Source organism: Neobacillus sp. WH10 (assembly GCF_030123405.1).
In the GTDB taxonomy this organism is placed as follows: domain Bacteria; phylum Bacillota; class Bacilli; order Bacillales; family Cytobacillaceae; genus Neobacillus.
Map to the genome: position 1 here is coordinate 478,940 of NZ_CP126110.1, position 22,840 is coordinate 501,779.

General features: G+C 42.2%; 14 protein-coding genes, 2 rRNA genes and 2 riboswitches. All 16 genes read left to right on the plus strand.

Going from position 1 to position 22,840, the window contains the following annotated elements; all coding sequences use genetic code 11:
- Window positions 1-134: 134 nt before the first annotated feature.
- The 16 genes from QNH20_RS02405 to QNH20_RS02475 all read left to right on the plus strand — a co-directional run bounded on the left by QNH20_RS02405 (window position 135) and on the right by QNH20_RS02475 (window position 22,822).
- The gene (locus QNH20_RS02405) at window positions 135-692 is read left to right on the plus strand and encodes a DUF5381 family protein (RefSeq protein WP_283921345.1); all 558 of its coding nucleotides are present in this window, start codon (window positions 135-137) and stop codon (window positions 690-692) included.
- Between the two features lie 277 nt (window positions 693-969).
- Window positions 970-1,131, plus strand: a complete 162-nt coding sequence (locus QNH20_RS02410; protein ID WP_283921346.1) for a hypothetical protein — start codon at window positions 970-972, stop codon at window positions 1,129-1,131.
- Window positions 1,132-1,479: 348 nt separating this feature from the next.
- Window positions 1,480-2,421, plus strand: coding sequence for an AAA family ATPase (locus QNH20_RS02415; protein WP_283923328.1), 942 nt, complete (start codon window positions 1,480-1,482; stop codon window positions 2,419-2,421).
- Between the two features lies 1 nt (window position 2,422).
- Window positions 2,423-3,640, plus strand: a complete 1,218-nt coding sequence (locus QNH20_RS02420) for a DUF58 domain-containing protein (protein ID WP_283921347.1) — start codon at window positions 2,423-2,425, stop codon at window positions 3,638-3,640.
- Window positions 3,637-5,853 (plus strand): DUF4129 domain-containing transglutaminase family protein, encoded by a 2,217-nt coding sequence (locus QNH20_RS02425; RefSeq protein WP_283921348.1) that lies wholly within the window; start codon window positions 3,637-3,639, stop codon window positions 5,851-5,853. Before QNH20_RS02420 ends, QNH20_RS02425 begins: the two co-directional genes overlap by 4 nt.
- 34 nt (window positions 5,854-5,887) lie before the next feature.
- Window positions 5,888-5,991, plus strand: a riboswitch (purine riboswitch).
- Between the two features lie 142 nt (window positions 5,992-6,133).
- Window positions 6,134-7,654 carry a glutamine-hydrolyzing GMP synthase gene (gene guaA / locus QNH20_RS02430; RefSeq protein WP_283923329.1) on the plus strand — a complete coding sequence of 507 codons (1,521 nt, stop codon included), beginning with the start codon at window positions 6,134-6,136 and terminating at the stop codon, window positions 7,652-7,654.
- Window positions 7,655-8,089: 435 nt separating this feature from the next.
- A riboswitch (purine riboswitch) is annotated at window positions 8,090-8,191 on the plus strand.
- 113 nt (window positions 8,192-8,304) lie between these two features.
- A complete protein-coding gene (locus QNH20_RS02435) occupies window positions 8,305-9,633 on the plus strand; it encodes an NCS2 family permease (protein ID WP_283921349.1) in 1,329 nt (442 codons plus the stop codon).
- Between the two features lie 143 nt (window positions 9,634-9,776).
- Window positions 9,777-10,715, plus strand: a complete 939-nt coding sequence (locus QNH20_RS02440; protein ID WP_283923330.1) for an ABC transporter ATP-binding protein — start codon at window positions 9,777-9,779, stop codon at window positions 10,713-10,715.
- A gap of 12 nt (window positions 10,716-10,727) precedes the next feature.
- Window positions 10,728-11,915 (plus strand): ABC transporter permease, encoded by a 1,188-nt coding sequence (locus QNH20_RS02445; protein WP_283921350.1) that lies wholly within the window; start codon window positions 10,728-10,730, stop codon window positions 11,913-11,915.
- Window positions 11,908-13,035 carry an ABC transporter permease gene (locus QNH20_RS02450; protein WP_283921351.1) on the plus strand — a complete coding sequence of 376 codons (1,128 nt, stop codon included), beginning with the start codon at window positions 11,908-11,910 and terminating at the stop codon, window positions 13,033-13,035. Before QNH20_RS02445 ends, QNH20_RS02450 begins: the two co-directional genes overlap by 8 nt.
- Window positions 13,036-13,290: 255 nt before the next feature.
- Complete coding sequence (glcT, locus tag QNH20_RS02455) at window positions 13,291-14,133, plus strand: glucose PTS transporter transcription antiterminator GlcT (protein ID WP_283921352.1); 843 nt, start codon at window positions 13,291-13,293, stop codon at window positions 14,131-14,133.
- A 189-nt stretch (window positions 14,134-14,322) separates the two neighbouring features.
- A complete protein-coding gene (gene ptsG, locus QNH20_RS02460) occupies window positions 14,323-16,392 on the plus strand; it encodes a glucose-specific PTS transporter subunit IIBC (protein ID WP_283921353.1) in 2,070 nt (689 codons plus the stop codon).
- A 217-nt stretch (window positions 16,393-16,609) separates the two neighbouring features.
- Window positions 16,610-16,954, plus strand: coding sequence for a transposase (locus QNH20_RS27025; RefSeq protein ID WP_481857984.1), 345 nt, complete (start codon window positions 16,610-16,612; stop codon window positions 16,952-16,954).
- Window positions 16,948-17,787, plus strand: a complete 840-nt coding sequence (locus QNH20_RS02465) for an IS3 family transposase (RefSeq protein ID WP_481858086.1) — start codon at window positions 16,948-16,950, stop codon at window positions 17,785-17,787. The genes QNH20_RS27025 and QNH20_RS02465 overlap by 7 nt, the downstream gene beginning before the upstream one ends.
- Before the next feature lie 344 nt (window positions 17,788-18,131).
- A 16S ribosomal RNA gene (locus tag QNH20_RS02470) occupies window positions 18,132-19,681 on the plus strand.
- Between the two features lie 205 nt (window positions 19,682-19,886).
- Window positions 19,887-22,822, plus strand: a 23S ribosomal RNA gene (locus QNH20_RS02475).
- Together the 16S and 23S rRNA genes form the textbook arrangement of a ribosomal RNA operon.
- Window positions 22,823-22,840 lie beyond the last annotated feature (18 nt).

Genomic DNA, 22,840 nt, shown 5'->3' on the forward strand with positions numbered 1-22,840 from the left:
CTTTTAAAAAATGCCTTCTTGTTTGAAGAGGGCATTTTTTAAAGAGGATTTTCGTTTTTAAGGTCAAATGAAAGATCTATTAATAATCTGCTGTTAAACAACAAGATTCTCTCAGTTTAAAGGAGGTGTAACACTTGGCAAACGTTCAGAAAAAAAACGAAGCCATAAAAATAAAGGGCTCGAAGTTTATGTACGCGTGGATGGCTTTATTTGTTTTTGCAGGTTTAGGAGGCTCTATTTTATTAATTGTTGAAGGGTTTTCTTTTGAATCGAAATATTCGTTGTTTTATATCTTTGGCGGTATCTGTTTTTTTCCTATTCTTCTATATTTAACTCTCTGGCTTTTACCAGCTTTTATTCCAGGAAAGGTCCTGTTTACCATTATCCAAGGGGAAAATGGCACAGTTATATCAAAAAAAGGTACCATTTTTATTAAAAATATACGCAATATTGATATGGTGAGAAATCCATTCAATTTAATTAATGATATTGTTATTGAAACTTTCGATGACAAACAAATTAAGATTCGTACCTATAATCTCATTGATGACACGGAGTATCAGGTGATTGTCGATCGATACATTTTCCCTTATATGACGGAAAACGCAAGAAAAGTATGGGATCGAAAAATCAATTTAGAGTTGTTGCGAAAAGAAGAAAATTATGAACGTCAGGAGCAGAAGTTCAATTAGAGTTTGAGAGCTTTGCCTATTCCGTTTAATTAACCTTACGCCATATAACTTTTAAAAATGCCTTCTTGTTTTAAGAGGGCATTTTTAAAAGAGGGATTTCGTAATTCTTGCGTACACTCTTCTGTTTGGATATGCATTTACCATTGTGGTATGTGGGCATTGATAAATGGTTTGCAGGGATGGCATGTTCGGCAATATGCGCTTATGCAATTGCATATCTTGTTCATAAAGTGAGGTGATTAAAATCTTAAAAAGAGTATTTTGGGCGCTAAACTGTGTGATTGCAGGATTGTTGATTGGGTATGGATTATTCATGGCTACGTCAGCAGATATTCTAAAGCTTGGAATTGCATTGACTTTAGTCGGTGTCTCACATGGAATATTAAGTCTTTGGGGATATCGTAAGTTTGTTGGCAAGGGAATTCTTTCTATAAAATAAAGAGAACTTTGGCTATTTGATACCTAGTCGTGGGTATATCCCTCGGCTTTTTTGTTCTTTTAAGAATTTCTTATTAATGATATAGATATAACAAGATTAGAATTAGTTTGACATGCAAAATTAAACAATCAATGAAGAAATTGCCCCAACTGCCTATAATTGCCCGATAAGTCCAACTAACAAACAGCGGAGGTGGAAAAAAACCACTGATTGAAGTTGAACTTTTTACACATTTTGAATATTGCGTGCCTTTTTAAAAGGAATTTTTCAGGAAAAAGAGAATAAATAGATAGAATGTAATTAATCGATTTGATCCATTGAGGAGGAATCACCTTGTCACATGAACAAATGAATCCCACGATAGAAAAAATAATAGCAAACATTGAAAAGGTTATGATTGGAAAAAGAAATGTTGCAGAACTTAGCCTCGTTGCCTTGCTAGCAGGAGGTCACGTGCTGTTAGAGGACGTACCTGGTGTCGGGAAAACGATGATGGTCCGCGCGCTTGCCAAATCTGTTAATGCCAACTTCCGCAGAATTCAATTCACCCCAGACCTCTTACCATCCGATGTTACGGGGGTTTCAATTTATAATCCGAAAGAGATGGAATTTCAATTCCGACCTGGTCCCTTAATGGGCAACATCATTCTCGCTGATGAAATTAACCGGACATCACCAAAGACGCAATCGGCCCTTTTAGAAGGGATGGAGGAAGCAAGTGTCACCATCGATGGTGTGACCCATAGATTAAATAAGCCGTTCTTCGTTATGGCGACACAAAACCCGATTGAATATGAAGGCACTTACCCGCTTCCGGAAGCGCAGCTCGACCGTTTTTTATTAAAAATGAAAATGGGTTACCCTGATTTACAAGAAGAAATTGAAGTTTTGAACAGGGCCCAAAAGGTGCCGCCAATCGAGGACCTGTCCCCGGTCATAGATCTTGAAGGCTTACTCGAATTGCAGCAAGAAATTAAAGAGGTTTTTGTTGATGATACCATTAAACGGTATATTGTTGACATTGTGAACCGGACGAGAGGTCATGGCAGTGTTTATTTAGGTGCAAGCCCACGGGGTTCCATCGCCCTAATGAAAGCAGCACAAGCCTATGCCTATATGTATGGGCGTGATTATGTCCTCCCAGACGATATTCAATATTTGGCACCGTTTGTGTTATCCCACCGGATTATTTTAAAGTCCGAAGCAAAATTTGAAGGAATTTCTGCAGAAGAAGTAGTAAACCGATTGGTTGCCAGGGTTCCTGTCCCGGTCCGAAGGTTAGTGAAATAAAATGAAAAAATTATGGATTCCATTCAAAAAAGTATGGAAATTTATCCTATTACTCTTTTTGATCTTCCTAACCTTCTCGTATGCGATGTTCCAAGGGGGATTTGTCAGCTGGTTTTTATTTTATAGCTTTCTGCCATTTGCCATTTACTGCATTGCTCTTTCTTTTTATTCCTTAAATGAGCTTGAAGTATCAAGGGTATTGCTGAAATCGGATTACAATGCAGGGGAAACGTTAAAGGTAATCGTAAAAGTGAAGCGGTCAAACGCTTTTCCATTATTCTATTTACTCATTGAAGACCAATTAGATGATGTGTTGAAATTTTCCCCTCAGCAAAAGAAAGCAAAGGCACTCATTCTTCCCGGCTTAAAAAAAGAATTTTCCTATGAATATATCATTGATGAGCTACCGCGCGGGGAACACTTTTTCAACTCCTTTACACTAAGAATTGGTGATCCTCTTGGATTATTTGAAAAAGAGAAGACATGTGAGGCTGCAGGAAAAATCATTGTTTATCCTGCTTATTCGGAACTTTTATACCGGCCGTTTGAAAATCAATATGATCAAGGGTTAACGGCATCAAGGGAACGTGTGCAGCGCGATACCACAATGGCAATTGGTGTAAGGGATTATCAGCCAGGCGACCGTTTTTCTTGGATTAACTGGAAAGCTTCTGCCAAGCGGAACGAGATTATGACAAAGGAATTTGAGCAGCGTCAGTCCCATGATGTGTTTGTCGTTATGGACTGTGTGCCTGATAAGCGCTTTGAACCGGTCGTTTCCTTTACGGCATCCTTATTACATGCCATTTTGAAAAAAGGGGCGCAAACTGGACTGTTAACCCTCAGCAACGAAAGAGCATCCTTTCCTATAAGAGGCGGGGAACAGCATCTTCAGCAGCTCTTTTATCATCTGGCTAAAATTGAAGCAAAGAGTTTGAGATCCTTTGAAAAGGTGTTGGAGACAGATGGGCTTTTCATCCAACAAACGGTTTCGTTTATGCTCGTCACTGCGCAATTAACCAAACCTTTGATTGAAAAGGCAAGCTTTCTTGGAAAAAGAAAAGGCTCCATTACACTTTTCCTTATTAAGGGTCAAAAGGAATCGCCATCAGAAAATGAACGCTCTCTTGTAACCATCGCAAATGCACGGGGGGTTCGAGTGGTTATGGTCCATGAGGGCGATTATCAGGCAGCCTTTTCGGAGGTGATTGCACGATGATGAAAAGGAATTTTCCCTCATTTCTGTTATACACGCTCAGCTTTTTTCTTTTGTGGGAATGGCTGCGGCCCATTAAACAATTAACAGACACGGATCATATTGAAACATTTATTGTCTTCTTACTTGTCTCTTTTGCTGTTTCTTTTGTTCATCTCAAAGGGATTTGGCAATTTTTGATTAAACTATTATTTATCCTGTTTTCGATAAATCGAACCCATTATGATGAAGGCTTTTTTCACCTTAGCTGGTTGAAGTCATTCGGCTCCGATATTGCCAATAGTATAGGGCTGCTAGTGGCGAGACAATGGAACGACTTACCTAATGAATTCCGAACGCTGTTGTTGTTTATTTTGCTTTGGTTAACGGTCTACTTAATTGATTATTGGCTCTTGAAACGACAGCGGATATTTATCTTTTTCCTTATGACCTTGATTTATATTACTGTTTTGGATACTTTTACGCCTTATAGTGCAAAAGCGGCGATTGTTAGAACGGTAGTGGCGGGATTTGCTGTGATGGGGATGCTGACCTTTTACCGCATTATCCAAAAGGAGAGTGTAAGCTGTGAGTCATCCTTCATTCGAAAATGGATGACACCGCTGGCAGGGATGATTGCTGTTAGTGTTATGGTGGGAATTGCTGCACCAAAAGCTGCACCGTTATGGCCCGATCCTGTTCCATTTTTTACAGGAAATAATCCTAAAGGTGGCACGGGCGGCAATGGGGCAGGACCGCATCGAATTGGTTACGGTACCAATGATGAAGCACTTGGCGGCCCGTTTATCGGTGACAGCAGCCCGGTGTTTAAGTATGAAGCGGACGGGAAGAATTATTGGAAGATGGAGACGAAGGACATGTATACAGGAAAAGGCTGGCTTGCCTCTGGTACAACACCGATCTCATTTAGACAGGAGGATTATGTACCTGTTTATTCTTTTCCTAATACAGTTGAAACCATTAAGGAATCTGCTCAAGTATTTATACATAAAAATTATAAATACAACTTTATCATGTACCCTGCAGGAATTAGGAAGATCTTGACCATTCAGCCGTCTGGTTCAAATGGAAATCGATTTATGATTGATACAACCATCGAGAGAGTAAGCTTTTATAATAAAAATGAAGATCCTGTTGTGCCCCATACTTTTACGGTAGACTATGTGCTCCCAAAATATAAAGTACAGGATTTAAAGCAAACAACGAGTATGGATCCGTCAAATTTATTTTATCAGAAGTATACGCATTTGCCTGAAGGATTACCGCTAAGAATCAAAGGATTAGCGGAACAAATTACGGCAGGGAAAACGAGCTGGTTTGACAAAGCGAAAGCAGTAGAAAGTTATTTTGGCAATACGGAATACACCTATGACCAAAAAAATGTCGCGGTACCTGACACTAATGAGGATTATGTTGACCAATTTTTGTTTGAGACAAAGCGGGGCTATTGCGATAATTTTTCCACTTCGATGGCGGTTATGCTAAGGACGCTAGGGATTCCAACTCGATGGGTAAAAGGGTACACAGGCGGTGATTTTCTAGAATATGGTGAGGATAACTCATCAAGCCAGTATTACCAAGTTACGAACAATAATGCCCATTCATGGGTAGAGGTTTTTTTCCCAAATCAAGGCTGGGTACCGTTTGAACCGACAAAGGGTTTTTCTAATGAGATTTTAATCAATTATGAGGCAGTTGATGGTTCAGGATCTAGTAATCAGCAGGCGACACCGCCGCCTGTGAAAAAGCCTCAGAAGGAAGAACCGGATGAAAAGAAGACGGTAAAGGATACCAAGAAATCCTTTGATCTGAAAACCAGCTTTGAAAATGTAAAACTGGCATTGAAAAATAATTGGAAAAAGATCGTTCGCATTCTCATCATCCTATCAGTAATTACGGCATTTCTTTATCGAATCCGTGGAAAGTGGCTTCCATACGGGTTACTACTGCTTTTTAGATTCAAGAAAAAGGATGAAAATATCGGTGCGGCGTATTTAATTTTATTAAATCAGCTTGATCGCTATGGATTAAAACGGAAGGAAAATCAAACATTAAGGAACTATGCCCGTTATATTGATTCGTTCTTTTCAACTCGGGAGATGACCCGATTGACGGTTTTTTATGAACAATATATATATCATCAAAATCTTCCGCAGGGAACATGGAAAGAGTCGCAAGAATTATGGGAAAATTTAATTAAAAAGACTATCGCTTGACCGGAAAAACAACCTATTGATAAAATATGAACTAATTCAATAGATATGTTTCCTTCATATATCCTCGAAAATAGGGTTCGAGAGTCTCTACCGGGTCGCCATTGTAATGGCCTGACTATGAAGGCAGAATTTTTCTGTCAGTTTTTATGAGATAACTAGAATTCTGCCTTCCTAATATTTGTTTTTGGGGAGGAAATTCTAGTTTTTTTATTTCCATTTTTGTAAAAGCTAGTAATAACTTTAGAAAATTGAGGTGGCTGCTTTGGCGGAAAAGCAAGATATGATTGTTGTTTTAGATTTTGGAAGTCAATATAATCAGTTGATTACACGCCGGATTCGTGAGTTCGGTGTCTATAGTGAACTACACCCGCATACGATTACAGCGGAAGAAATTCGCAAAATGAATCCGAAGGGAATTATTTTTTCAGGTGGCCCGAATAGTGTTTATGATGAGAATTCATTCCGCTGTGATGAAGCCATTTTTGAAATGGGTCTGCCAATTCTCGGAATTTGCTATGGAATGCAGTTAATGACCGTTCATTTCAATGGAAAGGTTGAAAAGGCACAGCAGCGTGAGTATGGAAAAGCGACAGTATCAGTAGAACATGAATCCGCTCTTTTTGCTGCCCTACCTAAAGAGCAAACGGTATGGATGAGCCATGGCGATTTGGTTGTTGAAGCACCGGCAGGGTTTACTGTCGATGCGACAAGCCCTTCCTGCCCGATTTCATCAATGAGCAATACTGAACGCAAGCTTTATGCGGTACAATTTCACCCAGAAGTACGTCATTCAGTTTATGGCAATGAGCTGCTAAAGAATTTTGTTTTTAACGTCTGCGGTGCTGGCGGCACTTGGTCAATGGAAAATTTCATTGAAATGGAAATGGCGAAGATTCGCGAGACAGTGGGGGATAAAAAAGTTCTTTGTGCCTTAAGCGGCGGGGTTGACTCCTCTGTTGTTGCTGTTCTTATCCATAAAGCAATCGGCGACCAGCTAACCTGTATTTTTGTTGACCATGGTCTGCTTCGGAAAAATGAAGCGGACAGTGTAATGAAGACTTTCTCAGAAGGCTTCCATATGAACGTCATTAAAGTGGATGCGAAAGATCGATTCTTATCCAAGCTCGAAGGTGTTTCTGATCCAGAGAAAAAACGGAAAATTATCGGTAATGAATTTATCTATGTATTTGATGATGAGGCAACTAAGCTGGAAGGGATTGAGTTTTTAGCCCAAGGAACGCTTTACACAGATATCATTGAAAGCGGCACAGCAACAGCACAAACAATTAAGTCCCATCACAATGTCGGCGGTCTTCCGGAAGATATGCAGTTTACATTAATTGAACCGCTAAACACCTTGTTTAAAGATGAGGTTCGCGCACTTGGTACGGAGCTGGGCATTCCGGATGATATCGTTTGGAGACAGCCATTCCCTGGGCCGGGTCTTGGTATTCGCGTCCTTGGAGCGATTTCTGAGGATAAGCTGGAAATTGTTCGCGAATCAGATTGGATTTTGCGTGAAGAAATTAAAAAAGCAGGTCTTGACCGCGAAATTTGGCAATACTTCACAGTGCTCCCGGACATTCGCAGTGTTGGAGTCATGGGAGACGCAAGAACTTATGATTACACGATTGGAATCCGCGCGGTCACTTCAATTGATGGTATGACCTCAGATTGGGCAAGAATTCCGTGGGATGTGCTTGAAGTCATCTCGACTCGGATTGTGAACGAGGTAGCACATGTCAATCGAGTGGTTTATGATATTACCTCTAAACCGCCAGCTACGATTGAGTGGGAATAATAAAAGCGTAAGCGCCTTGAATAGGGGCGATATAGGGAGAATTATCGACTGGCAAGCAAAGCGAAGCCAGAGATTAGTCTCCCTTAATGCGTACAGAAAGCGATAGCTTTCTGTAGCCAGGCATAAGACGAGCCGACGAGAAGGCTTCTTTTTAGCCTTCTTGACGGATTGGCTTATGACCCCGAGCCCCTAGGCGCTGGAGCTAGATAATTCTCAAAGTACAAAAAATTTTAATCTTAAAACAAAAGCGTAAGCGCCCGGTTAGCATTGTATGAATTGGATCCGCTCCGATTGTGATAAAGGAAAGTAATCTCAGTATTTATTTCCATATTATAAATTAAGTCTAAAATACGAACGATGTTATATTTTTTTATAATATCGTTCGTATTTTTTATTTACAAGTTGGATTCTTCCTGCTAAAATAAAAATCGTATTAAGGAAATCATAAAATTGCATCGTATAATATTGGGGATATGGCCCAAAAGTTTCTACCGAGCCACCGTAAATGGCTTGACTACGAGGCAGTGTTTTGAATAATGAGGCATTCTTTTTCCTCTATTTATTGCACATGCCTAAAGTCAGACGCTCCGGTAGAATAATCGAGAGCGTTTTTTTGCGTAATGAATAATAGATTCATAGGGGGAAGAGACATGCATAAATATTTTGAGTTTGAGAAACATGGTACGAATTATCGCCGTGAATTTATTGGAGGACTAACCACCTTCCTGGCAATGGCCTATATATTGGTCGTGAACCCGTTAACCTTGTCACTTGCATCTGTAAAAGACTTTCCGGATGCATTAAGAATGGATTACGGTGCAGTTTTTGTGGCTACGGCATTAGCATCCGCTCTTGGTTCGATTGTTATGGGACTGATTGGGAAGTACCCACTGGCGTTAGCACCTGGAATGGGATTGAATGCCTTCTTTGCGTATACTGTTGTTTTAGGAAGCGGAATTCCTTGGCAGCATGCTCTTGGAGCGGTGTTTATCTCCGGAATATTTTTCTTTTTGCTGACATTAACAGGACTCCGTGAAAAAATTATCAACGCGATTCCGATCGACTTGAAGTATGCTGTTGGTGCAGGAATTGGCTTGTTTATTACGTTTGTTGGTTTACAAAACGCTAAGATTATTGTCAATAATGATGCAACACTTGTTGGTTTAGGTGATTTAACCTCAGGACCTACGCTGCTTGCAATTTTCGGTATCGTTGTAACAGTTATTATGATGACTAGAGGGATTAAGGGCGCTGTATTTTATGGTATGGTGATTAGTGTTATTACGGGGATGATTTTTAATTTAATCCAAGCACCTGAAAAAGTCGTCGATACGGTTCCAAGTTTAGCGCCGACCTTTGGTGCTGCCTTTTCCTCTTTCGGAGACAGTTCTTTCTATACTACTTCTATGCTTGGAATTATTTTAACCTTCTTGTTTGTTGATTTCTTTGACAACGCCGGGACACTTGTGGCAGTTGCAAACCAAGCGGGTATCATGAAGGATAATAAGCTGCCTCGTGCGGGACGAGCATTAATTTCTGATTCGATTGCAACGACTGTTGGAGCAGTTCTTGGTACTTCGACAACGACATCATATATCGAATCAACGGCAGGGGTTGCCGCTGGTGCCAGAACAGGGTTTGCTGCCTTAGTAACTGCCGGATGTTTTATCTTATCGCTCTTTTTCTTTCCATTGTTATCAGTGGTTACCCCAGAGGTAACGGCGCCTGCGTTAATTATTGTCGGAGTGCTAATGGTCTCTTCGTTAGGAAAAATTGACTGGAAAAGTTTTGAGATTGCCGTTCCATCGTTCCTAACAATGGTTGCGATGCCGCTGTCATACAGTATTGCAACGGGGATTGCTGTTGGCTTTATCTTTTACCCAATTACAATGATGGTAAAAGGGAGAACAAAAGAAATCCACCCGATTATGTACTTATTTTTTGTTATCTTTGTCCTATACTTTATCTTCTTAAAATAACTTTAAGAGGGGGCTGTGATGTTTCACAGTTCTCTCTTTTTTTGTTGAAAAGATTTGCATAATTTTCTTACTTTTTCCAAATCACTTCTGTATGATTAGAGATGTAAGGCGATGATTGAAATAGGGAGTGTTTGCCAATGAAAATGCTAACCGTTCAGGATTTGCGAAAAAGCTTTGGAAGCTTGGAGGCTGTTAAGGGCGTATCATTTACAGTGGAAAAAGGAGAATCATTCGGGCTGCTTGGTCCAAACGGAGCGGGAAAGTCAACGACGATTAATATGATTACCGGGTTGTTTGCGCCAACTTCTGGTGAAATACGGATTAAAAACATCGACGTAATTAAATACCCGAAGCAAGCACAAAAATGGATTGGGGTTGTCCCCCAGGAGATTGCGCTCTATCAAGCCATGTCAGCACGGGAAAATTTAAAGTTTTGGGGAAGAATGTACGATTTATCTGGCAATGAGCTGGAAAAAAGTGTAGATCAAGTGCTTGAGATTATCGGTTTAACTGAAAGGGCGAAGGATAAGATAGAGACCTTTTCCGGGGGGATGAAGCGGCGTGTCAATATCGGTGCAGCGATTTTACATAGACCGGAATTGTTAATTATGGATGAGCCGACAGTGGGCATCGATCCGCAATCGAGAAATCATATCTTAGAAACAGTTAAGCGCTTAAACAGTGAAGGGATGACGATCATTTATACGAGTCATTATATGGAGGAAGTCGAATACCTTTGTGAACGGGTTGGTATTGTTGACCATGGTGAATTGATTGCTTCCGGTACCTTAAGTGAGCTAAGAGAAACAATTGGTAATCATTCGCGAATCATCTTAACCATTGATAAAGAAACCGCTAATGTGGAGAGAATAACCCAGACGTTATCAGGAATTTTTTCGAATAAGGATATTCAAATTCAAGACCATCAAGTAATGGTATTTCATACAGAACCGCAATTGATATTAAGTGATTTCATTCAGTCGATGACAAAAACAGGCACAAAGATAACTTCGGTGGACATCGTGGAACCGAACCTCGAGAGTGTCTTTTTGCATTTGACCGGACGTAATCTAAGGGATTAGGGGGCGGAGACGATGAAATTTTGGTGGCTTGCATGGAAGGATTTATTACTTGTCGCGCGTGATAAAAAGGCTTTTTTAACCCTAATTCTGATGCCGCTTCTGTTAATTGCTATTTTAGGCTCAGCTTTTGGGAATATCATGAAGGAAGATGAAGATATAACAATTAAAAAATTTACGCTTGGGGTTGTTAATTTAGATCAAGGCCAGCTCAGTAAAGTATTAACGGAAGAGGTTCTTTCAAAAAGTTTATCCAAACAAGTTCAAGTGAAATACTACCAAGAAGATGAATTATACAAAAAAATCAAAGACCACAAGCTGACAGTCGGTATAGTCATCGAAAAGGACTTCACCCAATCACTAATGACCGGCAAAGGAACAAAAGTAAAACTTTTATCGGTGCCTGACACCAATATTAATACAACCATCGTTCAAACCGTGATTGAGCAGTTTTCGCGCTCTGTCCCTATTGAAGCTGTAGCAGCGCAAATGGCCCAGCCTGTACAAGCGGGAAATCCAATCGGGATCGTGCAAGAAGACTATGGTAAGAAACCGCTATTAAAAGAAACCTCCATCGATGCTAAAACCAAGATTGTTAGTTCTTTTCAATATTACGCCGCCGCAATGTCTGTAATGTTTTTATTGATGACAGTCGTCCAAGGTGTATCCACCATGATCCTCGAAAAAGAACAGGATGTGTTTCAACGTCTGCTGCTTACAAATTTAACTTATCCAAATTATCTTCTCGGAAAAATGCTTGGATTAATCATTATTTGTTTGACACAAGCTTTTATTATCATTTCAGGCACAAAGCTCATTTTTGGGGTTGATTGGGGCCCTTCCATTTCCGGGATTGTGATCATGACGATTGCATTTGTTGTGAATGCCAGCGGACTTGGTGTTTTAGCGGGCTCACTTATCAAAAAGGAAGAATCGTTTAATGTTGCCGGAATGTTTGGAACTCAAATCATGGCTGCCTTAGGTGGAAGTATGGCTCCGCTTTATGTATTTCCTGATTGGCTCGTTTCCACTACAAAATTCTTACCAAATGGGCTTGCCTTGCAAACATATTTAGATTTAATGTCCGGTGCATCACTTTCTAAGATTCTGCCGGCCATTGCTGCATCAATGGGCTTAGGTGTGCTCTTTTTTGCAATTGGATTAACTCGCCTTTCAATAGAAAGGAGAGGTAAATATGCGTAAAATCTGGACAATTGTCATGCTTCGTTTAAAGGAGTTTTTTACATCCCCAGGAGTATTGGTACTTATGTTTGTTATGCCGGCAGTTTTTAGTTGGATTTTCGGAGGCATTTCGGTGGGCTCTGATCAGAACAAACCAATTGTTAATGTAGTTCTCAATGATTCTGAGGTTAGTACGGAGATTTTGGACCTTTTAAAGCAGGACACTCATTTTGACTGGAAAAAGGTATCACGAAAACAGGCTGAAAAAAATGTCTCTGCTCAGGATGCTGTTGCGGCTGTGGTGATACCGGATGAAATCGGTCAAAGAATCACAGAAAAGAAACCTATATTTGACATTATCGTACAACGGAAAACCGAGAATTATCTTGCATTATCAACCCATTTAGAGGGAACTGCAGGGCTTGTTCTCCGTTCTTATCAGGCTGCTTCGAACCTAGAAGAAGGTGCTTTTTCTAAGGTGCTGGAAGCGATCGCGACGAATAAAGGTGTGACAATCGATAAGCAAATTATTCAAAAAGATACAAATAATTCAGTAGAACTCAATTTAATGTTTGTAGGATTTGCCATCATGTTTATGATGTTTGGTCTTTCCGGGGCGGCATCCGCGATACTTGGAGAGCGAATTGAAGGTACTTGGGGAAGGTTGATTGTTTCTCCTGCCAGTAAACTTCAAATTAGTCTAGGCTATTTTTTAGCTTACTTTTTCATGGGCTGGATTCAGTTGGCGGTACTAATGGCCGCCATGAATGTGATGTTTGATACAAGTTGGGGAAGGCTGACTTATTTTATCCCTTTTGCCTCACTTGTCATTCTGTGTGTAGTAGGCTTTGGTCTTATGATTGCCGGACTCGTCAAGACAAAGCAGCAGGCCTCTGCGATCAGTTCGGTTTTGATCGTCAGCACTTGCATGCTCGGAGGTGTCTATTGGCCGATTGATGTGGTACCGGATATCATGCAGAAAATTGCATTGGGTGTACCGCAAACATGGGCGATGTCGGGTTTTAAAGAAATCATAAGCAGCAGCCTGCACGTAGGCACCTTAGTTAAGGATACTGTTGCGCTTCTTGGATTTACCGCTCTGTTCTTTTTCGTTGGTTTAAGAGGGATTAAATTTGAATAATTTACCAAACATCTTTTCGAAAAGTGTTGAACTTTGTCCCGCATTAACGGGCAGTAAGACCCCGCTTCATGACCTAAATGAAATTAAATTGAAATTAGTATGGGGAAACTGCCCGTAAAAGCCCGATTGGTGACCATAAGTGGGGATTGAAGGGATACCCCCACTTATGGAAATTTCACCTTATCGTTGACTTCCTGTCTCACCTCTTATAACATGAAAATATCTTTGTTAAAAAGATAGGAATGGGGGATAGGGTTGGCAAATTTATTAATTGATAAAGTGTTAAATAACAATGTATTAATCGCTGAACACCCTTCCTATGAAGAAGTTGTTTTAATTGGAAAAGGCATTGGGTTCAATCGAAAACGAGGGGACTATATCGATACGGATGCGGTAGAAAAGCTTTTTGTTCTAAAAAATGAAAAAGAACAAGAAAATTATATTAAACTGCTTCCATTTATCGATAATGATTTTTTAGAAGTCATTATTTCCGCCATTGATCTAATTAAGCAACGGACACATTCTGTTTTAAATGAACATATTCATGTGGCGTTAACAGACCATCTTATGTTTGCATTAACCCGAGTCTCGCAAGGTATGGAAATGAGAAACCCGTTTCTCGTTGAGACAAAGACACTATACCGTCATGAGTATGAAGTGGCAGCTGAAGTCGTTCAGCACATTAAAGAAAAGACAGGGATTGGCTTACCTGTTGGCGAGATTGGATTTATTGCCCTGCACATCCATAGTGCGATCACGAATAAAAATCTATCTGATGTGAATCAACATTCGCAGCTAGTAGGCAAACTTGTTGAAATGGTTGAGGAACAGTTTGAAATAGAGATTGATAAAGAAGGCATCGATTATATGAGGCTCGTTCGACATCTTCGCTTTGCTATCGATCGTGTGATGAAAGGCGAGAAGGTAGACGAACCAGAAAAAATTGCTTCCCTCTTGAAAGAGGAGTATCCAGTATGCTATAATCTCTCGTGGAAGCTCATTAAAGTGATGCAGCAATCATTAAAAAAGAAGGTCTTTGATGCAGAAGCCGTTTATCTAACGATGCATCTACAAAGACTTCAAAACAAATTTAAATAGCAATTATCTTTACGTGTTACTGATACGATCAGGCATGAGTAAAAAGGATTAATTGAAATGAAGTTTTAGGGGTAATCTATACCCATAACTTCTTTTAATTGAACTTTTACTCATGCCTTTTTTGTTGGATTTTTTACCAACAATGTAAACGCTTAATGGGCTGAATAAAAAATATTAGGGGGAACAATTATGTTTAAGAAAGCGTTTGGCGTACTGCAAAAAGTCGGTAAAGCATTAATGTTGCCGGTCGCACTTTTACCGGCAGCAGGAATTTTGCTTGCTTTAGGTGCAGCGCTTAAAAACCCGGCTCTATTAGACTTGGCGCCATTTTTAGATAACAGCGCTGTCGATATGGTAGCTTCTGTTATGAAAAATGCTGGTGATATCGTCTTTGGTAACCTTCCGCTCTTGTTTGCGGTCGGTGTTGCTGTAGGATTAGCAGGTGGAGAAGGTACGGCAGGACTAGCAGCAATCATTGGTTACTTAATTATGAATGTCACAATGGGTACTGTTTTAGGAATTGATGCGAAGGATATTAATGGTACAAGTTATGTGAGTGTCCTAGGGATTCCGACTCTTCAAACAGGAGTGTTTGGCGGGATTATCGTTGGTATTATTGCCGCGTCCTTGTACAATAAGTTCTTTGAAATTGAATTACCATCTTATTTAGGATTCTTTGCTGGAAAACGTTTTGTTCCAATTATTACTGCAGGAACCGCTATATTGGTAGGTCTAATCATGATTGTTATTTGGCCGCCAATCCAGTCTGGCCTAAACGCATTCTCAAACAACATGGTAAATGCAAACCTAACTCTTTCCGCGTTTGTTTTCGGGGTCATTGAACGTTCGTTAATTCCATTTGGATTACATCATATTTTCTATGCACCATTCTGGTTTGAGTTTGGCAGCTATACAAATAGTGCTGGTCAGGTTATCCATGGTGATCAACATATTTTTATGGCACAGATTTCAGACCATGTTCAAAATCTTACTGCAGGAACGTTTATGACGGGTAAGTTCCCATTCATGATGTTTGGTTTACCAGCTGCAGCCCTTGCGATTTATCATGAAGCAAGACCTGAAAAGAAAGTGGTTGTCGGCGGGTTAATGGCGTCGGCTGCTCTGACTTCATTCTTAACTGGTATTACAGAACCAATTGAATTCTCATTCTTATTCGTTGCACCACTTTTATTTGGTATTCATGCAATCTTTGCTGGATTATCATTTATGGTTATGCATTTATTGGATGTAAAAATCGGGATGACATTCTCCGGTGGATTAATTGACTATGTACTATTTGGTTTAATCAACCCGCAAACACATGCGTGGATTGTCATCCCAGTCGGACTTGTCTTTGCAGTTATATATTATTTCGGCTTCCGCTTTGCGATCCGTAAGTTTAATTTAAAAACACCTGGTCGTGAGTTAGAAGAAGAAGAAAATCAGGCACCAACAGGTAAAGCAAATTCTGGCGATTTAGCTGGTAACATTTTAGATGCCATGGGCGGTAAGGAAAATATTGCACACTTAGATGCATGTATCACTCGTCTACGTGTCTCTGTTAATGATATTAAAAATGTTGATAAAGACCAATTGAAAAAACTAGGTGCCGCAGGTGTGCTTGAAGTAGGTAACAACATTCAAGCAATCTTTGGACCGCGTTCTGAAACGATTAAAGGTCAAATGAAGGATATAATGGAAGGAAAGCGTCCACGTACAACCGCTGTTAATGCACCGGAAAAAGGTGTTGAACAACAGATTGAAGAAATAAATCCAGAAGCATTGCAAACAGAACGCAAAAGCGATGAGATCTTTGTAGCACCGTTAAAAGGTGAAATCAAGCCAATTACGGAAGTCCCGGATCAAGTATTTGCCGGCAAAATGATGGGTGATGGTTTTGCGATTGTGCCGGAAGATGGTACGGTGGTATCACCTGTTAACGGAAAAATCGTCAACCTATTCCCAACCAAACATGCGATTGGTATCTTATCTGATAGCGGCCGTGAAATTCTAATCCACGTTGGTATTGATACGGTTAAACTAAAAGGCGAAGGCTTTGAAACATTAGTTTCAGAAAATGATCGCATTGAAAAAGGACAACCATTATTAAAAGTTGATTTAGATTATGTGAAAGCAAATGCAACATCTACAATTACACCAATTGTCTTTACGAATTTAGCGGAAGGCGAAAAGGTCGTAATTGAAAAATCAGGTCTTGTGGACTTGAAACAAGAAGGAATTGTTACGATTACAAAATAAAAAGGAAAGCGGAAGTGCCTTTAATAGGGGCGGTAAAGGGAGAATTGTCGACTGGCACGCGGAGCGAAGCCGGAGATTAGGTTCCTTCGAGCCCCTAGTCATTGCAGCTGGAAAAAGAAAAAGCTGGCCGTTTGATATTATCCCCTTTAAGTAGACAGTGTAAAAAACCCATGTGTATAGCGTGGGTGTTACACTAATACTTGGAGGGGATATTTCTATGGCTAAAAAAGGACAACAATTTCAAAGGTATACAAATGAATTTAAATTAAATGCTGTAATGAAATATGTAAAAGGATCTAAAAGTTATAAAGTATTGGCGGATGAGTTAGGAATTTTAAACTGTACTCAACTAAAAGTGTGGGTAAAGAAGTGGGAAAAGGGAGAGAAATTTGAAGAACGAAGTGGAGTGTCTAATCCATTAAAAGGTCGACCTTGTACTAATTTTAAGTCAGTAGAAGAAGAAAGAGATTACCTAAAGGCACAGGTGGATTATTTAAAAAAGCAGTATCCAAATCTAGTAAAGGAGGAGAAATCCCCCAACAGAGCAAGTATGAAATCATAGAAGGATTAAGGGATGTCTATCCAATCACATGGTTATTGGAAATCGCTTATATTAAAAGAGCAAGCTACTATAAATGGAGGTCCACTCAATTTAAACGCGATGAAAGAACAAAACAAGACCAAGATATATGTGAACACATGATGGGCATTCATATACTTCATCCCGAAGTTGGCTGCCCTCGTATGACCTATTTGTTAAAGGAAAATGATTATAAGATTAATCATAAAAAGGTGTACCGATTGATGAAAGAAATGAACATCCAGTCTGTCATCCGAAAGAAAAGAAAGCGCCATGGTCATACTCCATCCGTAATCCATCCGAATCGCCTAAAGAGAAAATTTAAGGCAACAGGACCTAATCAAAAAATGGTAACGGATATAACATATGTCTCAGATGGTAAGCAATTCTATTACCTATCGGTAATTCAAGATCTATTTAATAATGAGATTGTGTCATGGGAACTTTCGAAACGAAACGACCTTGAACTTGTTTTGAATACAGTAGAAATATGGACAAAGAAAAAAGACGTAGCTGAAGCTGTTCTCCATTCGGATCAAGGCTTTCAGTATACGTCTAAGGGATACAACAATCGATTAGAAGCATACAGCATTAAGGGCAGCCACTCTCGCAAAGGAAACTGCCTGGATAATGCTTGCATTGAATCCTTCTTTTCGCATCTCAAAACAGAGAAGTTGTATATTGAACAGTGTAAATCAGAAGTGGAGATACGACAAGCGATTGAGGATTATATTTATCATTACAATTACAAACGTATTCAAAAGAAACTAAAACAACGCGCGCCGATTGAATATCGACACGCGTTGGCAGCTTAGCTTTTTTATGTTGTCTACTTGACAGGGGTAAGACCAGTTTGGTTAGCTTTTTCTTATTCGATTGAAAAAAGAATAAAAAAGTTCAAATTTGTTGTTGACGTTGTATATTCATGGTGTTATTATATTAAAGCAGTCGTTAATGACGAGTTAGCAATTTGAAGATGTTGATAACATTTAAAAAAACTGTTGACTTATTATGAACGACATGATAAAGTAATAAAGTTGCTTCTTAACGAAGTAATAAATTGTTCTTTGAAAACTAAACAAACAAAAACGTCAACAAACAATAATATTAGTTTCTTATCGAAACTAAGCCAACGTTTTATTTTATGAGCTAATCAACTTTCTTGGAGAGTTTGATCCTGGCTCAGGACGAACGCTGGCGGCGTGCCTAATACATGCAAGTCGAGCGAACCAATAGGAGCTTGCTCCTGTTGGTTAGCGGCGGACGGGTGAGTAACACGTGGGCAACCTGCCTGTAAGACTGGGATAACTTCGGGAAACCGGAGCTAATACCGGATAATCCTTTTCCTCACATGAGGAAAAGCTGAAAGTCGGTTTCGGCTGACACTTACAGATGGGCCCGCGGCGCATTAGCTAGTTGGTGAGGTAACGGCTCACCAAGGCGACGATGCGTAGCCGACCTGAGAGGGTGATCGGCCACACTGGGACTGAGACACGGCCCAGACTCCTACGGGAGGCAGCAGTAGGGAATCTTCCACAATGGACGAAAGTCTGATGGAGCAACGCCGCGTGAGTGATGAAGGCCTTCGGGTCGTAAAGCTCTGTTGTTAGGGAAGAACAAGTATCGGAGTAACTGCCGGTACCTTGACGGTACCTAACCAGAAAGCCACGGCTAACTACGTGCCAGCAGCCGCGGTAATACGTAGGTGGCAAGCGTTGTCCGGAATTATTGGGCGTAAAGCGCGCGCAGGCGGTCCTTTAAGTCTGATGTGAAAGCCCACGGCTCAACCGTGGAGGGTCATTGGAAACTGGGGGACTTGAGTGCAGAAGAGGAAAGCGGAATTCCACGTGTAGCGGTGAAATGCGTAGAGATGTGGAGGAACACCAGTGGCGAAGGCGGCTTTCTGGTCTGTAACTGACGCTGAGGCGCGAAAGCGTGGGGAGCAAACAGGATTAGATACCCTGGTAGTCCACGCCGTAAACGATGAGTGCTAAGTGTTAGAGGGTTTCCGCCCTTTAGTGCTGCAGCTAACGCATTAAGCACTCCGCCTGGGGAGTACGGCCGCAAGGCTGAAACTCAAAGGAATTGACGGGGGCCCGCACAAGCGGTGGAGCATGTGGTTTAATTCGAAGCAACGCGAAGAACCTTACCAGGTCTTGACATCCTCTGACAATCCTAGAGATAGGACGTTCCCCTTCGGGGGACAGAGTGACAGGTGGTGCATGGTTGTCGTCAGCTCGTGTCGTGAGATGTTGGGTTAAGTCCCGCAACGAGCGCAACCCTTGATCTTAGTTGCCAGCATTCAGTTGGGCACTCTAAGGTGACTGCCGGTGACAAACCGGAGGAAGGTGGGGATGACGTCAAATCATCATGCCCCTTATGACCTGGGCTACACACGTGCTACAATGGATGGTACAAAGGGCTGCGAAACCGCAAGGTCTAGCCAATCCCATAAAACCATTCTCAGTTCGGATTGTAGGCTGCAACTCGCCTACATGAAGCCGGAATCGCTAGTAATCGCGGATCAGCATGCCGCGGTGAATACGTTCCCGGGCCTTGTACACACCGCCCGTCACACCACGAGAGTTTGTAACACCCGAAGTCGGTGGGGTAACCGTAAGGAGCCAGCCGCCTAAGGTGGGACAGATGATTGGGGTGAAGTCGTAACAAGGTAGCCGTATCGGAAGGTGCGGCTGGATCACCTCCTTTCTAAGGATATAAGCTGGACATATGAGCCAGACAAAATAGTTTGTTTGATTGTTTTCTGTTTGTTTAGTTTTGAGGGAGCAATTTTCTCTCAAAGCTTTTTTTAATCGTTCTTTGAAAACTAGATAATCGTAAGAAGAAGCAAAGTAAACATCGAGTAATCGCCATTTTAGTTTTTCTCTCTATTTAATTAGAGTAAAACCTTTTAGGTTAAGTTAGAAAGGGCGCACGGTGAATGCCTTGGCACTAGGAGCCGATGAAGGACGGGACTAACACCGATATGCTTCGGGGAGCTGTAAGTAAGCTTTGATCCGGAGATTTCCGAATGGGGGAACCCACTGTTCGTAATGGAACAGTATCTTTACCTGAATACATAGGGTATTGAAGGCATACCCGGGGAACTGAAACATCTAAGTACCCGGAGGAAGAGAAAGCAAACGCGATTCCCTGAGTAGCGGCGAGCGAAACGGGACATAGCCCAAACCAAGAGGCTTGCCTCTTGGGGTTGTAGGACACTCTACATGGAGTTACAAAGGAACGGGGTAAATGAAGCGACCTGGAAAGGTCCGTCATAGAAGGTAAAAGCCCTGTAGTTGAAACTTCGTTCCCTCCTGAGTGGATCCTGAGTACGGCCGGACACGTGAAATCCGGTCGGAAGCAGGGAGGACCATCTCCCAAGGCTAAATACTCCCTAGTGACCGATAGTGAACCAGTACCGTGAGGGAAAGGTGAAAAGCACCCCGGAAGGGGAGTGAAATAGTTCCTGAAACCGTGTGCCTACAAGTAGTTAGAGCCCGTTTATGGGTGATAGCGTGCCTTTTGTAGAATGAACCGGCGAGTTACGATTACATGCAAGGTTAAGTTGAAGAGACGGAGCCGCAGCGAAAGCGAGTCTGAATAGGGCGAATGAGTATGTGGTCGTAGACCCGAAACCAGGTGATCTACCCATGTCCAGGGTGAAGTCCAGGTAACACTGGATGGAGGCCCGAACCCACGCACGTTGAAAAGTGCGGGGATGAGGTGTGGGTAGCGGAGAAATTCCAATCGAACTTGGAGATAGCTGGTTCTCTCCGAAATAGCTTTAGGGCTAGCCTCACGTAGTTAGAGTCTTGGAGGTAGAGCACTGTTTGGACTAGGGGCCCTCATCGGGTTACCGAATTCAGACAAACTCCGAATGCCAAAGACTTATCCGTGGGAGTCAGACTGCGAGTGATAAGATCCGTAGTCAAAAGGGAAACAGCCCAGACCACCAGCTAAGGTCCCAAAGTATACGTTAAGTGGAAAAGGATGTGGAGTTGCTTAGACAACCAGGATGTTGGCTTAGAAGCAGCCACCATTTAAAGAGTGCGTAATAGCTCACTGGTCGAGTGACTCTGCGCCGAAAATGTACCGGGGCTAAACGTATCACCGAAGCTGTGGATTGACACCGTAGGTGTCAGTGGTAGGAGAGCGTTCTAAGGGCGTTGAAGCTAGACCGTAAGGACTGGTGGAGCGCTTAGAAGTGAGAATGCCGGTATGAGTAGCGAAAGATGAGTGAGAATCTCATCCACCGTATGCCTAAGGTTTCCTGAGGAAGGCTCGTCCGCTCAGGGTTAGTCGGGACCTAAGCCGAGGCCGAAAGGCGTAGGCGATGGACAACAGGTTGATATTCCTGTACCACCTCTTTATCGTTTGAGTGATGGGGGGACGCAGGAGGATAGGGTAAGCGCGCTGTTGGATATGCGCGTCTAAGCAGTTAGGCTGGTAAGTAGGAAAATCCGCTTACCGCAAAGGCTGAGCTGTGACAGCGAGGGAAATATAGTACCGAAGTTCCTGATTCCACACTGCCAAGAAAAGCCTCTAGCGAGATAAAAGGTGCCCGTACCGCAAACCGACACAGGTAGGCGAGGAGAGAATCCTAAGGTGAGCGAGAGAACTCTCGTTAAGGAACTCGGCAAAATGACCCCGTAACTTCGGGAGAAGGGGTGCTCTTTGGGGTTCATAGCCTCGAAGAGCCGCAGTGAATAGGCCCAGGCGACTGTTTAGCAAAAACACAGGTCTCTGCGAAGCCGCAAGGCGAAGTATAGGGGCTGACGCCTGCCCGGTGCTGGAAGGTTAAGAGGAGGGGTTAGCGCAAGCGAAGCTCTGAATCGAAGCCCCAGTAAACGGCGGCCGTAACTATAACGGTCCTAAGGTAGCGAAATTCCTTGTCGGGTAAGTTCCGACCCGCACGAAAGGCGTAACGATCTGGGCACTGTCTCAACGAGAGACTCGGTGAAATTATAGTACCTGTGAAGATGCAGGTTACCCGCGACAGGACGGAAAGACCCCGTGGAGCTTTACTGTAGCCTGATATTGAATTTTGGTACAGCTTGTACAGGATAGGTAGGAGCCGTAGAAACCGGAGCGCTAGCTTCGGTGGAGGCGTCGGTGGGATACTACCCTGGCTGTATTGAAATTCTAACCCGCACCCCTTATCGGGGTGGGAGACAGTGTCAGGTGGGCAGTTTGACTGGGGCGGTCGCCTCCTAAAGAGTAACGGAGGCGCCCAAAGGTTCCCTCAGAATGGTTGGAAATCATTCGTAGAGTGTAAAGGCACAAGGGAGCTTGACTGCGAGACCTACAAGTCGAGCAGGGACGAAAGTCGGGCTTAGTGATCCGGTGGTTCCGCATGGAAGGGCCATCGCTCAACGGATAAAAGCTACCCCGGGGATAACAGGCTTATCTCCCCCAAGAGTCCACATCGACGGGGAGGTTTGGCACCTCGATGTCGGCTCATCGCATCCTGGGGCTGTAGTCGGTCCCAAGGGTTGGGCTGTTCGCCCATTAAAGCGGTACGCGAGCTGGGTTCAGAACGTCGTGAGACAGTTCGGTCCCTATCCGTCGTGGGCGCAGGAAATTTGAGAGGAGCTGTCCTTAGTACGAGAGGACCGGGATGGACGCACCGCTGGTGTACCAGTTGTCTTGCCAAAGGCATCGCTGGGTAGCTATGTGCGGACGGGATAAGTGCTGAAAGCATCTAAGCATGAAGCCCCCCTCAAGATGAGATTTCCCATAGCGTCAAGCTAGTAAGATCCCTGAAAGATGATCAGGTTGATAGGTCAGAGGTGGAAGCATGGCGACATGTGGAGCTGACTGATACTAATCGATCGAGGACTTAACCAAGTTTTAAAGCGAACTCGT